Raw genomic sequence first — 15750 nt, forward strand, 5'->3', positions numbered from 1 at the left:
CGGGCGTCGGCACAGGTCGATGACCAGACGTCGCACCAGGGACTCGGAGATCATGAGGCGTATTTGTACAACAGACGCGGCCCCCGTCCAAGAGCCGTCCACTCTATGGAACCCGGCCGCTCACGGACCGGGCACACAAGACCGCGACCCGGCCGGGAAGACGGTGCCCGGCGTCGCGCGGTCGCGGTCGCCGGGCCGGGAGCAGCGGCCGCGCCGGGAAGCGACGGCCGGCCGGAACACCGCGGGGCCGGGGCGGGTTGCGGGCCGCGGCCTCGACGCGGGCCCGCGATCGCCTGACGAGCGCGGACCCGCGCCCAGCAGCGCACCCCGCCACGCCCCCCGGCCGGCTCGTGCCGGGGAGCCGCTGCCGGTACACGCCTAACGGTGGCCCTGGTCCGTCCATGTGCCGTGGAGCGCGGTGACGGAGAAGCCCGGCCCGTAGGCGACCGCCAGCGCGGCGGTGCCGTCGGCGGGCGGCTGTTCGTGTGTGCGTTCGAGGACGCGCAGGACGGACACGCCGCCGAGGTTGCCTTCCTCGGACAGGGTGTCGAGTGAGTGGCGTGCGTCGTCCTCGTCGAGGCCGAGAGCGGTGGCGGTGTCCATGATGATCGGCTTGGAACCGGGGTGGATGACGGGGACGTCGACCGGGCGGCCGTCGAGCCAGTCGAGGACGGCGGGCATGACGTGCCGGGCGCCTCCGACGGCCTGCTTGGTGGAGTCGAAGTGCAGGCCGTCCGTGCCGATACGGCCGGCGTACATGGCGAGACTGTCGGGGAGGGCGTACTCGAACATACCGTCCGCCGCCACGGCCAAGCCGGGCCCGAGCGGCTCGCTGCTCACGATGGTGGCCGCCCCGCTGTCTCCGAACAGCGCTTTGTAGATCATGTGCTCGATCTTCGTGTCGTTGTGGTTGTAGGCGGTGGAGAGGACCTCAGCGGCGACGACGAGGACGCGGGAGCCGGGATGCAGGAGCGCTTGTTCGGCGGCGCGGATGAGGGCGTGGGCGCCGCCGGCGCAGGCCGTGGTGGTAAGCGCGGTGCGCCGGACGGTCGGGCGCAGACCGAGCCGGTGGACGAGATGGATGTCGAGGTTGGGAACGGCCCAGCCGGTGGCGTGGGTGGTGATGACGCCGGTGATGTCGCCCGGCCGCAGTCCGTACCGGTCGAGGGTGGCGCGGGCCGCGGCCTCGGCCATCGACAGCCCGTCGGCGAAGGCTCTGGTGACGCGTTCGCCCACGTCGGCGGTTCCGGAGATGGTGTCCGCGGTGAGGGGCTGGGTGAAGTAACGGCTGTCGACGCCGCAGTTGTCGAGGACCCGGAGAATGGCGCGGAGCCGGGGATGGCCGGGGTGGTGGGCGCGGATGTCGTCGGCTATCTCGCTGGTCGTGACCTTGTGCGGGGCGAGGACGGTGGTCGGGCGGGCGATGTGTGCAGGCATGTGGTCCCCCCTGGACGTACGTTGACCTGGTCGGGTCAACGTACGGCAAAGTTGGCGCGATCGTTTCCCTCGGTCGTCGCGTTCATGTCCCCGCACTACCCGTCATATCAGAACAAAGCCTCGCGTTCACCCCATTGTTCGAGCCTGCAGCATGGGAGGACGTGTGGCCTTGTGCCGTGGACCCGGCCGAAAAATGAGGATCATGAATCGTGATCCGGGCGCGGTGAGCGGCTGCGCCACACACATCGTCACCCAGCCCTGCCCGTGGAGCGCGTGCCGGATGGGGCGCTCGTCACCGTCGGGGTGGATGCTGGTGCCGCCCGCGTCGTAGAGAGGCCGGGAGGCGGGATCGGCGAGCACGTCGGCTTCTATGTTCAGCAGAGTCTTGTCGTCGGGACGCTGCGCCAGCGCGGTCTGGAGCTGGGGCATGACCAGCGGCGCCCAGGCGGTGGCCCAGTCGGTGAGCTGGTCGCGGCCGTCGATGAGCATCCACCGCATGGTGTTGGCGGGAGCCCGCCCGTGGTCGAAGAGCTGGTGGAAGTGGTCGTTGCAGGTGATGAGGTTCCAACTGGCGTCGGTCACATAAGCCATGCCCTGCACGGCGTGGACGGCGTCGGCCCAGGCGGCGGGCACGGCGTGCCCCGAGGTGTCGTACAGCGGGCCGGGCGGGTCCTCGCCGCGGGCGTACCGGCACAGGGAGATCCATTCCTGCTCGTTCATGCCGTACAGCCGCGCGATGTCGCGGAGCAGATCGACCGGCGCGTTCGGGTAGTTGCCGGATTCCAGGCGCTGGTAGGTGCGGTCGGCGCAACCGAGGAGTTCGTCGACGTGGTGCTGGGCGAGGCCGGGCGCGCGGCGGCCTCTGCCGGTGGGCCGGGGGAGGCCATGTGTTTCGGGGGATATCTGGGCACGGCGGTCTTTGAGGAGTTTGTTGAGGGCTTGCTTGTTCACTTCGGATTTGTCCCCCGGAACCGGTTGTAGAGTGGCAGTCAGTCTAATTACTGCAACGGGGATTTGCTGTAAAAGATCTGCCGTAGATATCGGCTGGTTATGTCATGCATGCTCGGTGCTGCGCGGGCCCCGGGCGGCAACTCTGACGGCTGGTGCGCGCGTGCATCACCCCCTCGCGGATACCGGCTGTCAACTGGTCGACTCCCCCGGCTGGTATCCGCGCGAGGAGGCCGGAAACGGACGTGTGGCCGAGCACGCTTCCGGATTCTGGTGCGGTGCCCTTCGGGACTCCCGGGCGGGCCGGCACCAGCGGCCGGACGCAGGTTCGGTGCCATGCTCCCGGACCTGCTGTGCTGTGGCCGGTGCCCTCCCGCCCTACCCCAGGGGCCTTGGCACCGGCCGCCGGCTTCCTCACGGCCACCCGGTCCCGTACGGGGACGGGCGCTGTCCTTTTCGGCCATGGAGCCGTTGCGCGGTCGGCGCACCGCGCGCCGCTCCCGGGGGAAACGCGGAGTCGCCGCGGTCAGCGTGCCTGCCAGACCGTTCCGCGCGCCTCGTACTCCAGCATCGCCTCCACACCGGTCGCGGCGTCCGATCCGAGTTCGCGTTTGACCAGCCAGAGGCCCAGCTCCAGCCCCGAGGTGATGCCTCCGGCGGTGACCAGATCCCCGTCGTCGACCACGCGGGCGTCCTTGACCGCACCACCCTGTTCCGCGAGGTACGCCTTCGCGCCGTGGTGCGTGGTGCAGGGGCGTCCCTTGGTCAGACCGGCCGCGGACAGCAGCACCGCGCCCGTGCACAGCGAACTGATCGTCAGCCCCTCGCGCGGAGCCGCGGCGAGCGCTCGCGGGAGGGTGCCGTCGGCGACCTCGGCCCACACCCCCGGGCCGTCGCGGCGTGTGTAGCCGACGCCGGGCACCACGATCACGTCCGCCTCCTGCGGAGCCCAGCGGTGCTTGACCTGGATCCCCGTGCCGTACCCGCAGCGGACCAGCCTGGGCCGTCCGGTGGTGACGTACCGGACCTCGACCCCGTTCGCGCTGTGCATCGCGGCGGCCGAGAACACCTCGTATGGAGCGGCACAGTCGAGTTCCTCGACTCCGTCGAACATCACGATGTCGACGCGCAGCCGACGCGTCCGCCGGGTCGCGGCAGCCGCCGCCCCGGTGCCTGAGACCGTGGCCGTCAGCGCCCCGGCTCCCAAAGTCGCCGCGCCCGCTGCTGTCGTCCGGCGAAGAAAGTCTCTGCGTTCCATCGGTGTGCCTCCTGTGTCTGCCGTGAACGGCCTTTCGGAACAGCGTACGGATTCCGTGAACCGCCTCTGAAACATTGGTCGTTGGAGACGACGGCCGAGTTCCCGACCGAGGCGATGTGGCGGGTTGCGGTACGGCTGTGCACAACGGGGGCCGATGCGTACCGTCGTGCGACGCGTGAGGCGCGGACTGTGAGGATGAGGCGCCATGACCGCCGGGTGGTGCTGTCGCACGCTCAGGGCCGCCGTGCTCGCGGCCGTCTGCGTGCTGCTCGCCGCCCTGGGCCACGTCATGATGTCGGAGACCGCGGTGCCCTGGTGGGCCATGGCCGCGGCTACCGGGCCGACCGGCGGCACGGCCCGGCTGCCGGCCGGCCGGGAGCGCGGGCCGGTCACGGCCGGCTCCCTCGTGGTTCGCGCGCGCCCGCGCCTCACTGATCGAGTGGCTGCGGGACGCCGAGCGCCGCGCGGCCCTGCCCGGCGCCGCCTGTCACCGCGACGCCCGGTGATTCCCGGGCTCCCACCGCTGTCGGACGGATGTCGGCGGCGGTCGATGTCTGTCGGCGCTTTGTCGGTGGCCGCCGGGACAGTGGAATCAGCCGGCGCCGGTCCTTCGACGGCACCGGCTCCCACTGTCCCGTCTCACCGCGGCGGCCGTCCCGGTGTGCTCTGCCGGGCGTCCACGCAGCCGTTTCGCACTCAGGAAGGTCCTCATGACCACGGACATCACCATCATCGGCGCCGGCCTCGGCGGCCTCGCGCTCGCCCGTGTCCTGCACGTCCACGGCATACCGGCCACGGTCTACGAGGCGGAGCCCTCCCCGGCCGCGCGCTCGCAGGGCGGGATGCTCGACATCCACGACTACAACGGTCAACTCGCCCTCGAAGCAGCAGGGTTGATGCAGGAGTTCCGCGGTCTGGTCCTGGAGGGCCGCCAGGCGATGCGGTTCCTCGCCCCGGACGGGACCGTCCTGTTCGACAAGGCCGACGACGGCACCGGCGGCAGGCCCGAGGTGCAGCGCGGCGAGCTGCGCCGGATGCTGCTCGACTCGCTCCCGGCCGGCACCGTCCGGTGGGGACACAAGGTGACCGGCGCCCGCGCCCTCGGCGGAGGCCGCCACCAGGTGACGTTCGCCGACGGCGGCACCGTCACCACCACTCTCCTGGTCGGCGCGGACGGCGCGTGGTCACGCGTCCGGCCGCTGCTGTCCACCGCCACACCCCGGTACATCGGCAAGTCGGTCGTCGAGACCTATCTCCACGACGCCGGCACCCGCCACCCCGCCGCGGCGAAGGCGGTCGGCGGCGGCTCGATGATCGTGCACACGCCGGGCAGGGAGATGTTCGCCCACCGGGAGAAGGACGACACCCTGCACGCCTACCTCGGGCTGTCCGAACCGCAGGACTGGTTCACCGCCATCGACTTCACCGACGCGGCCGCGGCCACCGCACGCATCGCCGCGGAGTTCGACGGCTGGGCACCCGAACTCACCGCACTGATCACCGACACCGACACCGCACCCGTCCTGCGTCCCCTTTACGCCCTGCCCGCCGAGCACCGGTGGGACCGGGTGCCCGGAGTGACCCTGATCGGCGACGCCGCCCACCTGACGGCACCGAACGGCGAAGGCGCCAACCTGGCGATGCTCGACGGCGCCGAACTCGGCCGAGCCCTCGCCGAGCACCGCGACGACACCGAGGCCGCGCTCGCCGCGTACGAGCGGGCCATGTTCCCGCGCAGCGCCGAGGCCGCCGCCTTCGAAGGCGAGGAGGCTCACGGGACCGACTCCGACACGGCCACGGTCCACGAACTGATCACCGCGCTGACCCGGCAGGGGTCCCGATGAGGCCGGCGGGGCACGACGGGTGCGGGCGGGCGGCGACCGGGCGAAGCCGTGGCACGAGCGGTCAGGGCCGGGTGGCGGTGTCCCTGTCGGGATAGAGGGAGAAGATCTGGTCCAGGCCGACGATGCGGAGCACGCGGAGGGTGTGGGCGGGGACCGCGGCGAGGGCGATGTCCGCCTTCGCGGCGTGTGCGCGGGTGCGGGCGGCGAGCAGAGCGGTGATGCCGCTGGAGTCGCAGAATTCCATGCCGGCCAGGTCCACGACGAGGCGCTGACCCGGCCGCAGGGCCAGGGCGGCGACCCGTTCGCGCAGCTCGGAGGCGTTCGAGTAGTCGAGTTCGCCGATGATCTCCAAGACGGGACCGGTCGCGGTGTCGAGAGGGGTGATGTTCAGTGGGCTCATTCGGGGGTGCTCGTCGTGGTGCGGGGGGCGGGGAGGGCGGGGGCGCCGAAGGCGAGCAGAGCGGTGTCGTCGTCGAGGCCGTCGCCGAAGTCGTCCAGCAGGCCGGTGAGGGCCTCGATGACCGCGTGTGGTGGTCTGCCGGCATGGCCGGCGGCGAAGGCGAGCAGGCCGTCGTCGCCGTAGAGAGCGGTGCGGTCCGCGCCGGTACGGGCCTCGGTGAGGCCGTCGGTGTAGAGCAGCAGTGTGTCACCGGGGGCGAGGATGGTGGCGGCGGTGGTGAAGGGAGCCTCGGGCAGGATGCCGACGAGGAGACCGCCGGGAGTGGGCAGGTAGTCGGCCGTGCCGTCGCCGCGCAGCACGAGGACCGGCGGATGGCCGCCCGAGGCCAGGTGCACGGCTATCCGCCCGGTCGCCGGGTCGGCTTCCAGCGTGCCGAAGACGGCGGTGCAGTAGCGCGGGTCGCCGCTCGCGGCGTAGCGCTCGTGCAGCACTTTGTTGAGCGTGGTCAGGGCGGACACCGGGTCGGGGTCGTGCAGCGCGGCGGCGCGCAGGGTGTAGCGGGTCAGCGAGGTGAGCGCGGCGGCCTCGGGGCCCTTGCCGCACACGTCGCCGAGGAAGAAGGCGAACCGTTTGCCGTCGACGGGGAAGACGTCGTAGAAGTCGCCGCCGAGCCGGTCCGGGGAGGCGGTGTGGTAATGGGCGGCCGTCTCCACTCCGGGGATCGAGGGCAGGATGTCGGGCAGCAGTGACTGCTGGAGCACGGCGAGGGCGTCCTGGAGCCGGGCGCGGTCGGCCTCCGCCTGCTTCTGTGCCGCCTCGGCCGCCCTCCGGCCGCGCAGGAGTTCCACCTCGTAGGCGCGGCGGTCGCGGGCGTCGAAGACGGTGGTGCGGATCAGCAGGTGCTCGCCGGCGTCGGTCTCCTTGACGACGGAGGAGACCAGTACCGGTATCCGGCCGCCGTCGGCCTGTTTCATCTCCAGGGCTATGCCGCCGATCTCGCCCTGCATCCGCAGCAGCGGCGCGAAGTGTGTCTCGTGGTACAGCTTGCCGCCGACGGTCAGCAGGTCGGTGAACCGCATCCGGCCCACCACCGCCGCCCGGTCCAGGCCGAGCCAGCCCAGCAAGGTGGCGTTGATCTTGGCAATGGTGCCGTCCATCAGCGTGGACAGGTATCCGCACGGCGCGGACTCGTACAGTTCTTCGGCGCTGTCCTCCAGCAACGCGGCGAACGCGGCGTCCGCGTCCCCGGCGCTGTGCGGGTCGGGCTGCCGTCCGGCACGGCACATCATCGCAAGCTCACCAGGAACTCTATGATCGCCTCGTTGGTGGCCTCGGGCGCGGACAGGTGCGGGCAGTGCCCGGTCGCGTCGAGCGTGACCAGGCGCGAACCGGGAACCGTCCGGTGGACGAAGGCCCCGACCTCCCGGGGCGCGATGACGTCCTGGACGCACTCCAGCACCAGCGTCGGCACCCGGACACCCTTGAGGTCGTCCCGGGAATCGGACAGGAACGTGGTGCGGGCGAAGACGCGCGCCATGTCCGGGTCGGTGGCGCAGAAGCTGTTCTTCAGCTCCTCGCCGAGTTCGGGTCGCTCCGCGTTGCCCATGATCACCGGTGCCATCACCGCCGACCAGCCCAGATAGTTCGACTCCAGCGACTCCAGCAGCTCGTCGATGTCCTCGGAGCCGAAACCGCCCCGATAGCCTTCGTCGTCGATGTACCGCGGTGACGGCGCGACCATCACCAGGGCACCGATCCGTTCCGGAGCCTTGGCGGTGGCCAGCACCCCGATCATCGCGCTGACCGAATGCCCGACGAACACCGCGTCCCGCAGGTCCAGTGCCTCGCACACCTCGACCACGTCGAGGGCATACCCGTCCAGGGAGCCGTACCGCTCCTTTGAGAACGCGGACGGGTCCGCGCGACCCGAGCCGACGTAGTCGAACAGCACGACCCGGTAGTCCCGCTCCAGCGCAGGCACCGTCAGCCGCCACATGTTCTGGTCACAGCCGAACCCATGGGCCAGCACCACGGTCCGTCCCCGGGGGTTGCCGGTGACGGTGACGTTGTTCCTGCGAGCGATGTCCATCCTGCCAGTCTCGCAGGTGCCGCCGGCTATCCCGGCACGTCACCGGACCACCACGGTGAGCGAGCGCGCGCCTCCGGGCGGCGCACGGCCGGGCCGCGTGCGCACAGCCGTGCGCGAGGCGCCCGGAACCGACGCCTGACCTGCGAGGACCGGGGTATGCGCGAGAGCGGGTCGTCATCCCCCGAGCAGTAAGGAGTCACCGTGTCGTCCACCGACGTCGTCGAGCTCATCCTGAAGGACCACCGGCGCATGGAAGATCTCTTCCGCACCATGCGCAATGCCGAAGCCGACCGTGCCGCCGCCCTCGAAGAGTTCGCCCATCTGCTCGTCGCGCACGCCTCGGCCGAGGAGGACGAGGTCTATCCGGCCTTGCGGCGGTACAAGAACGTCGACGGCGAGGACGTCGATCACAGCGTGCACGAGCACCAGGAGGCCAACGAGGCCCTGCTCGCCCTGCTCGAGGCCGGGGACCCCGGCTCCGACGAGTGGGACGAGAAGCTGGAGGAACTGGTCACGGCGGTCAATCACCACGCCGACGAGGAGGAGCGGACCCTGCTCAACGACGCGCGGGAGAATGTCGCCGACGAACGCCGCTCCCAGCTGGGCGAGGCGTTCCGCGAGGCACGCGCGAAGTACCTGGAGGACGGCTGCGGCGGCATCGAGAACGTGCGCAAGCTGGTGGCTTCCGGCAGCGAGTGATCCTCCTCGGACAGCACTGCGCCGCCCGGGCCGTCGCCCGGGCGGCGCAGTGCTGTCGGGCGGCCTCCCCGCCGGCGCGGCCGCGGTCCCCGTCCGCCGGTGCCCTACGGCGACCGCGTCACGCGGTCTCGGCGCGTACGACGACCGCGTAGGAGCCGACGCCGAGGAGGCGGTCGCCCGAGATGTCACCGAGGGCGGTGTACAGCGTGTGGATGCGACCGGTGGTGTTGTCGAAGGCGATGTCCTTGACCGTGCCGTGCTCGCTGCCGTGCTCCGTCAGGACCCGGCGCCCCAGGGCCTCTTGATGAGCGGGGAGGCTGCCGTGCCCGACATCGGTGGCGGTGCGGGAACGCACGATGACGGCGTCCCGTCCCACCGCCTCGATCGCGTGCCAGGCGATGGTCGCGAGGTGTTTCGGGGCTCCGGAGAGGCGCAGGCAGGCGATGCTCCCGGCGTGTGCGTCGATGGTCAGGCTCTCCACTCGCCCCAGCGGTTCGGCCTCGTCGGCGGTGATCACCGGAAGGCCCTGGGCCTGGGTGAACAGCATCATGCCGGGCCTCCTGCGTCGATCGTGGGACTGTCCGGGTACGACTGCGCGGTGTGCGCGCGGAACGCCTCGACCTGGGCGCTGAAGCTCGGCAGGTCGTCGGCGACGAAATGCCGGGCGTGCGCGGGGATCACCAGCGCCCGCCCGGAGACGGCCAGCGTCTCGCCGCGCGGGATGAACACCTTGCGCTGGTGGCGGTCCGCGGTTTCGTCGGCGGCGATCTCGAAGCCGGCCACGCGTCCGCCGACACCGGCCTCGATCACGACATCGAGGACCCGGCCGATCTCCGTGCCCTGGTCGGTGAGCACGGGCGCGCCGATGACCTGGCCGTGTCCGGCTTCACCGGCCCCCGCGACCAGGTCCCGTTTCTCCAGCGCCGTCTCACCGGGGATCATCACGGCGGACGGACCGATGGCGTGCACTCCGGAGAAGGGCAGACTCTCCTTCAGCGGTCCGGCCAGCAGCCCGCGCCCGCTCAGCGTGAAGCCGGTGATCCGGCCCGCGCGGGCGTCGAAGAGGGTGTCCCTGACCTGCGCGACGGCCTCACCGCCCAGCGTCACCACCACCCGCTTGGTCAGCTCGGAAGCGAGCACGAGGGCGATCACCGCAAACCCTCCCGGTCGGCCGTACGGCTCGAGCGCACCGCGATCACCGTTCCGCTACGGCGCTTGGCCTGAACCACCACGGCCGCGGCGATGAGCAACCCCACCACCGCGACCGACAAGACCACCCAGCCCCACCACACCATCACCGACCTCCTCGGCTCCGTCCTCGTCTCCAGCCGTCGTACTGTCCGGCGGTCCCCGGGCTATCCGGTTGCCCGCCGCGTGGGCTCGCACTCCTTCCGTGTCACGGGTGGCCGGAACCGGCGGAGGCCCTGGCAGACCGGTTGTGCCGGGACATCCGAAAAGAGGAATCGATTATTCCAGTATCTCGGGGATACCGGAGTGCCACGCGGCCGACACGAGACGGGAGGGTGGCGGCCGCACCACAAGAACGGCAGCTTTTCCTGGAAGGGTTCTTTATGTCTGTGAGTCGCACGTTAGCCGTGTCCGTGATCTGCGCGACCGCCGCCGTGGGCATCGCGGGCTGCTCCGACGACGCCTCGTCGGACCAGCCGTTCCAGGGACAGAGCGCGGACCAGGTGGCCGCCAAGGCGGTGACCGCCACCCGGAACGCCACCTCGCTGCGCATGGCCGGAAAGGTCTCCGCGCAAGGACAGCCGCTGACGGTCGACTTCCACGTCGACACCCAGAAGAACTGCAAGGGCAGGATGGCGATGGAAAGCGGTTCGGCCGACATCGTCCACACCGGCCAGACGACCTACGTCAAAGGCGACAAGAAGTTCTGGGCCGGCGCCGCACAGGACTCGTCAGGCGGACGGAAGCAGGCCGAGGCGCTCGGCGGCCGTTGGGTGAAGGTGCCGGTGGGCGATTCCCGTACGACGGGACTGTGCGACAAGCAGGGTTTCCTGGCCGACCTGGACAGCGACAAGTCCGAGCGCAAGGGAATGAAGAAGGGCGACGTCACCACGGTGGACGGCCGGAAGGCGATCGCGCTGAAGAAAAAGAAGGGGAGCGGCGAAACCATCGTCATGTACGTCGCCACCGAGGGAAAGCCGTACATTCTCAAGGTGGACCAGTCGGGCGGAAAGAGCCCGGGCACCGTCGTCTTCTCGGACTACGGAAAGCCGGTCAAGGCGACGCCTCCGCCGGCCGACAAGGTCATCGACGGCACCAAGGCGGGCAAGACGGCTTCCTGAGCGTTCCCCGCGCGTGACTCCCACCGGACGCGGGTCCCGGGCTGAACGAGCCGCCCGGGACGGACGGATCTCCCGGTGCTCGTCGAACCGGCCGCGCGCCGCCGTCCGTCCGGCCGGTCCTCCGCCGGACGGCTCCGGGTCCAGTGTGAAGAGACGGTGAATTCATCGCGGGCCAGGGCGAGTTGGCGGGAGCCGGCCGCCCGGGCGCGCGGCCGGCACCCTTCCCCGGTGAGCGGGCCGCGCCATCGGGACGGGTGTTACGCAGTGGTACGGTCTCTTCCGCATGCCGTATGACGCGCACGCGACACGCTCGCACACATCGCGGCCGGGCCGCGCGTTAGGGTGCGCGCGTGAATCTTCAAGTTGTCATCGGATCAGGGCCCGCCGGGGCCGCCACCGCGCGGCTGCTGGCCGAACAGGGCCACCGCGTACGGGTCATCACCCGATCGGGCCGCGCCCCCGAGCCCGGCATCGAGCACCTCGCGCTGGACGCCGCGGACCCGGAGGCGCTCACCGAGGCCGTCCGCGGCGCGACCGCCGTCTACGGCTGTGCCGCACCCCCTTACCACCGCTGGACGACCGACTGGCCACCGCTCGCGGCCTCGCTGCACGCGGCGGCCGAGGCGACCGGCGCCGTTCTGGTCATGCTGGGCAACCTCTACGGATACGGACCGGTGGACGGACCGCTCACCGAGGACCTGTCGCTCGCGGCGACCGGACCCAAGGGCCGGGCGCGGGCCGCCGTCTGGGAGCGGACCCGGGAACTGGCCGGACAGGGACGGATCAAGGCGGTCGAGGTGCGGGCCTCGGACTTCTTCGGGCCCGGCGTGACCGACGGCGGGCACCTGGCCGCACGGGTCATGCCGCGGTTGCTGCGCGGCAAGCCGGTCTCCGCGCTCGGTGATCCCGACGCCCCGCACAGCTGGACCTACCTCCCCGACGTGGCCCGGACGCTGGCCGAGGTCGCAAGTGAGGAACGCGCCTGGGGCAGGGCCTGGCACGTCCCGACCGCACCACCGGCCTCCGTCCGCCAGATGGTGGACCGGCTCGCCGCCGAGGCGGGCACCGGACCGGTCGCGGTCCGCGGACTGCCGCCGGCCGTCCTGGGCATCGCGTCGCTCTTCTCGCCGCTCCTGCGCGAACTGAAGGAGATCCGCTACCAGTTCGACCGGCCCTTCACCGTCGACTCCAGCGCCTACGAGGCCGCGTTCTCCGTGCGGGCCACCCCGGTCGAGGAGCAGGTCGAGGCGACCGTGGACTGGTGGCGCGCCAGACAGGGTGAGGAGCAGTGAGAGCGGAAACGATGCACTCTGCACCGAGTGGGTCCGCGCGCCGGGACGACATCGCGATCGTGGGCATGGCCTGCCGGTTCCCCGGGGCGCGGAACCTCAACGAGTACTGGCGGCTGCTGACCGGTCCGCGGCCGCAGTTCACCCGCATACCGGACGAGCGGTGGCGGGCCGCCGCCTTCCTCAGCGACTCCCTCCGGGACGCCTCCGCCGCCTACACCGACATCATGGCGATGCTGCCGGACGTGGGCCACTTCGACGCGGCCCACTACGGCATCCCGCCGCGCCGGGCCCGGGCGATGGACCCGCAGCACCGGCTGCTGATCGACCTCGCCCGCGAGGCGATCCAGGACGCGGGCTGGGAGGCCGAGGGCTTCGACCGCGAGGAGACCTCGGTGATCACCTCCCTCACCGAGAGCGGATACCGCGAGATCAGCACGCTGCCGATACGGATGCGCCAGCTGGCCGGCGGCGAGTTCGGGGCCGGGGCGGCCGGTTCCGGCGAGCTGGAGATGGTGCGCGCGGTCGACCGGCTGAACGGGACGTCGGTGGCCGGGCTGCTGCTCAACATGGGCCCGAACACCGTCAGTTCCGTCTTCGACCTGCACGGGGAGAGCTACGCGCTGGACGCGGCCTGCTCCGGCGGCCTCATGGCGGTGGCCAACGCCGTGCACGCGCTGCGGGCCGGCCGCACCCGTATCGCTCTCGCCGGTGGCGCCCAACTGGCCCTGACACCGGATCTGTTGGTCGGACTGTGCCGGATCGGAGCCATCTCGCGCAGCGGCCGGTGCCTGCCGTTCGGCGCGGAGGCCGACGGCTTCGTCCTCGGCGAGGGCGCCGCCCTCCTGGTGCTGCGGCCCCTGGCCGACGCACTGGCGGCCGGGGACCGGGTCTACGCGGTGATCCGCGGCGTGGGCTCGGCCAACGACGGGACCGTGCACGGCGGCATGCAGCCGCAGGCCGCCGGCCAGCTGCGCGCACTGCGCCGGGCCTACCGCGACGCCGGCCTGACCCCGGACGCGGTGGGCTACCTGGAGGCGCACGGCACGGCGACCGCGGTCGGGGATCCGGTGGAGATCGAGGCCCTGCGCGAGCTGCGCGGGGACGGCGGTTCGCACGCCTACCTCGGAGCGGTGAAGGCCGTGGTCGGGCACTCGCTCGGCGCCGCCGGCCTGGCGGGGCTCATGAAGGCCGCCTTGGCCGTGCACCACGGGATCGTCCCGCCGCAGCCCGCGTTCGGCCTGGCCGACTCCGCCGGACTCGACGCCGCGCGCCTGACCGTCCCGACCGAGCCGGTGCCGTGGCCGGATTCCGGGCAGCCGCGCCGGGCGGGGGTGAGCGCCTTCGGGTTCGGCGGCACCGGTGTCCACCTCGTGCTGGAGGAATCCGCCACGCGGCCGGACCGCCCGGTATCCGGGACGGGCCCGCACCTGCTCGTGCTCAGCGCGCGCGACCGGTCGGGACTGGCCCGGCACGCGCGCGAGCTGGCCCACGTCGTCGCCGCCGGCGAACCGCCGCCGGCCCAGGTGGCCGACACCCTGGCCCGCCGTACGCTCCTCGCCGAACGGCTGGCCGTGGTGGCGGAGGACGCCGCCGACGCCGTCGCCAGGCTGACCGAGGCGGCCGAGGCGGTGGCGGCGGGCCGTACGGGAGACATCGGGCCCGGGCAATGGGCCGGCACCGTGCCGCCCGACGCACCGGCCGATGCCGCCGGGCCGGTGCCGGTGCGGCTGCCTGGCGAGACACGCACGGCCGAGCTGCTGCGGCTCGCACGGCACGCGGTCACCGGCCGGGGGCTGCGTCCCGCCGGCGAGCGCCTGCCGCCGCTGACTTTGCCGCCGAGCCCGCTGGCCCCGCGCCGGCACTGGGTGGTGGACGACTCGGCCCGCGAGACCGTGCCGGTGGACCGGGCCCACGCGGCGGCCGAGGCGGAGGAGGCGGTGGTGCCCGCACCGGCAACGTCCGCCGTCTCCGCCGTCGTACGCGAGGAGGTGTCGCGGATCGGGGTCTTCCCGCCCCGTGACGTCCACGAACGGATGGCGCTCGTCGCCGACCTGGGCTTCGACTCGCTGATGCTGGAGGAACTCGAGGTGAGCATCGGCAACCGGCTGCCGGGCTTCCGCACCGAGGAGATGTACGAGCCGACGCTCACCGTCGCCCGGCTGATCGAACTGGCCGCCGCGCATCCCGTCGCGGAGCCGGTCCGGGAGGGCCCGGCGCCGCAGCCGTTCCCGCACCGCCAGGAGGAGCCCCGGTGGGACACCGAGGCCTCCCGCGTCGACGACTTCCCCGAGGTGCGGCGCTTCGAGGAACGCTTCGACGCGATCACGGGAAGCGGCGCCGACTACCCCTACTTCCGTGTCCACCAGGGCAACATCCGCGACACGACCGTGGTCGGCGACCGGTCGTACCTGTCCTTCGGCAGCTACAACTATCTGGGCCTCTCCGGACACCCGGCGGTCAACGAGGCGGCGCGCCGCGCGGTGGACCGGTACGGGACCTCGGTCTCCGCCAGCCGCGTGCTCTCCGGCGAACGCGAACTGACCGTGCGGCTGGAACGCGCGCTGGCCGATTTCCTCGGCGTCGAGGACTGCGTGGCCCTGGTGAGCGGTCATGCCACCAACGTCACCGCGATCGGGCACCTCGTCGGCCGGGACGACCTCGTCCTGCACGACGCGCTCGCCCACGACAGCATCCTCCAGGGCTGCGCGCTGTCCGGGGCGGCGCGACGCCCCTTCGCCCACAACGACGTCGGCCGGCTGGAACACCTGCTGCGGGCCAACCGGTCCCGATTCCGGCGGGTGTTGATAGCCGTCGAGGGCGCCTACAGCATGGACGGCGACCTCGTCGACCTGCCGGCCCTGATCGAGCTGAAGAAGCGGTACGGCGCCCTGCTGATGGTCGACGAGGCGCACAGCATCGGCACCGTGGGCGAACGCGGGCGCGGCGTGGGCGAGTTCTTCGACGTCGACCGGTCCGGCGTGGACCTGTGGATGGGCACCCTCTCCAAGGCCTTCGCCAGCTGCGGCGGTTACCTCGGCGGCTCCGCCAGGATGGTGCGGTGGCTGCGGCACACCCTGCCGGGCTTCGTCTACAGCGTCGGCCTGACCCCGGCCAACGCGGCGGCGGCGCTGGCCGCCACCGAGCTGATCGTCGCCGAACCGGAGCGGGTACGGGCCCTGCGGCGCAACGCCGACCTCTTCCGTTCGCTGGCAGCCGCGGCCGGCCTGGCCACGGGCGTCAGCGCCCACACGCCGATCGTGCCCTGTGTGCTCGGGGACTCCGCGCGGACCCTCCGCATCGCGGACCGGCTGTACGACCGCGGTGTCATAGCCGATCCGATCTTCCATCCCGCCGTGGAGGAGGGCCTGGCCCGGCTGCGGTTCTTCGTCACCAGCGAACACCGCGAAGAGGACATCCGGCGGGTGGTGTCGGTGCTGGCCGAGGAGGTGACGTCCGCCGGGGGATGACCGGGAT

The 15750-nt window shown here is 71.9% G+C and carries 14 protein-coding genes; 5 read left to right on the forward strand and 9 right to left on the reverse strand.

The window, feature by feature from the left end; genetic code table 11:
* Positions 1–378: 378 nt before the first annotated feature.
* The 3 genes from SCK26_RS35900 to SCK26_RS35910 form a co-directional block, all read right to left on the reverse strand.
* Positions 379–1437, reverse strand: coding sequence for a PhlD (locus tag SCK26_RS35900; RefSeq protein WP_318205559.1), 1059 nt, complete (start codon positions 1435–1437; stop codon positions 379–381).
* Positions 1438–1563: 126 nt separating this feature from the next.
* On the reverse strand, positions 1564–2388 hold the full coding sequence (locus SCK26_RS35905; RefSeq protein WP_318205560.1) for an XRE family transcriptional regulator: 825 nt from the start codon (positions 2386–2388) through the stop codon (positions 1564–1566).
* Positions 2389–2911: 523 nt separating this feature from the next.
* Positions 2912–3643 (reverse strand): DJ-1/PfpI family protein, encoded by a 732-nt coding sequence (locus SCK26_RS35910; protein ID WP_318205561.1) that lies wholly within the window; start codon positions 3641–3643, stop codon positions 2912–2914.
* A 710-nt stretch (positions 3644–4353) separates the two neighbouring features.
* Here SCK26_RS35910 and SCK26_RS35915 point away from each other — a divergent pair.
* On the forward strand, positions 4354–5487 hold the full coding sequence (locus SCK26_RS35915) for an NAD(P)/FAD-dependent oxidoreductase (RefSeq protein ID WP_318205562.1): 1134 nt from the start codon (positions 4354–4356) through the stop codon (positions 5485–5487).
* 61 nt (positions 5488–5548) lie between these two features.
* Here the strand turns inward: SCK26_RS35915 and SCK26_RS35920 are convergent, their stop codons facing one another.
* Genes SCK26_RS35920 through SCK26_RS35930 form a run of 3 tightly spaced genes read right to left on the reverse strand, consistent with a single transcriptional unit; the run spans position 5549 to position 7976 of the window.
* Positions 5549–5887, reverse strand: a complete 339-nt coding sequence (locus SCK26_RS35920) for an STAS domain-containing protein (protein ID WP_318205563.1) — start codon at positions 5885–5887, stop codon at positions 5549–5551.
* The gene (locus tag SCK26_RS35925) at positions 5884–7173 is read right to left on the reverse strand and encodes a PP2C family protein-serine/threonine phosphatase (protein ID WP_318206167.1); all 1290 of its coding nucleotides are present in this window, start codon (positions 7171–7173) and stop codon (positions 5884–5886) included. The genes SCK26_RS35920 and SCK26_RS35925 overlap by 4 nt, the downstream gene beginning before the upstream one ends.
* Positions 7173–7976 carry an alpha/beta hydrolase gene (locus SCK26_RS35930; protein ID WP_318205564.1) on the reverse strand — a complete coding sequence of 268 codons (804 nt, stop codon included), beginning with the start codon at positions 7974–7976 and terminating at the stop codon, positions 7173–7175. Before SCK26_RS35930 ends, SCK26_RS35925 begins: the two co-directional genes overlap by 1 nt.
* Before the next feature lie 201 nt (positions 7977–8177).
* Here SCK26_RS35930 and SCK26_RS35935 point away from each other — a divergent pair, with 201 nt between their 5' ends.
* Positions 8178–8675, forward strand: a complete 498-nt coding sequence (locus SCK26_RS35935) for a hemerythrin domain-containing protein (RefSeq protein ID WP_318205565.1) — start codon at positions 8178–8180, stop codon at positions 8673–8675.
* 118 nt (positions 8676–8793) lie between these two features.
* On the opposite strand, the gene SCK26_RS35940 is transcribed toward SCK26_RS35935, so the two are convergent.
* Genes SCK26_RS35940 through SCK26_RS35950 form a run of 3 tightly spaced genes read right to left on the reverse strand, consistent with a single transcriptional unit; the run spans position 8794 to position 9970 of the window.
* Entirely contained in the window at positions 8794–9225 is a 432-nt protein-coding gene (locus SCK26_RS35940; RefSeq protein WP_318205566.1) for a PRC-barrel domain-containing protein, read from the reverse strand.
* Positions 9222–9827, reverse strand: coding sequence for a PRC-barrel domain-containing protein (locus tag SCK26_RS35945; RefSeq protein ID WP_318205567.1), 606 nt, complete (start codon positions 9825–9827; stop codon positions 9222–9224). The genes SCK26_RS35940 and SCK26_RS35945 overlap by 4 nt, the downstream gene beginning before the upstream one ends.
* Entirely contained in the window at positions 9824–9970 is a 147-nt protein-coding gene (locus tag SCK26_RS35950; protein WP_318205568.1) for a hypothetical protein, read from the reverse strand. Before SCK26_RS35950 ends, SCK26_RS35945 begins: the two co-directional genes overlap by 4 nt.
* Positions 9971–10252: 282 nt before the next feature.
* Here SCK26_RS35950 and SCK26_RS35955 point away from each other — a divergent pair, with 282 nt between their 5' ends.
* The 3 genes from SCK26_RS35955 (at position 10253) to SCK26_RS35965 (ending at position 15743) form a co-directional block, all read left to right on the forward strand.
* Positions 10253–10984: a hypothetical protein gene (locus SCK26_RS35955; RefSeq protein WP_318205569.1), complete on the forward strand. Its 732-nt coding sequence runs from the start codon at positions 10253–10255 to the stop codon at positions 10982–10984.
* Positions 10985–11334: 350 nt separating this feature from the next.
* Complete coding sequence (locus tag SCK26_RS35960) at positions 11335–12276, forward strand: NAD-dependent epimerase/dehydratase family protein (RefSeq protein ID WP_318205570.1); 942 nt, start codon at positions 11335–11337, stop codon at positions 12274–12276.
* 11 nt (positions 12277–12287) lie between these two features.
* Positions 12288–15743 (forward strand): aminotransferase class I/II-fold pyridoxal phosphate-dependent enzyme, encoded by a 3456-nt coding sequence (locus SCK26_RS35965; protein WP_318205571.1) that lies wholly within the window; start codon positions 12288–12290, stop codon positions 15741–15743.
* Positions 15744–15750 lie beyond the last annotated feature (7 nt).

Origin of the sequence: Streptomyces sp. SCL15-4, assembly GCF_033366695.1 — a bacterium.
In the GTDB taxonomy this organism is placed as follows: domain Bacteria; phylum Actinomycetota; class Actinomycetes; order Streptomycetales; family Streptomycetaceae; genus Streptomyces.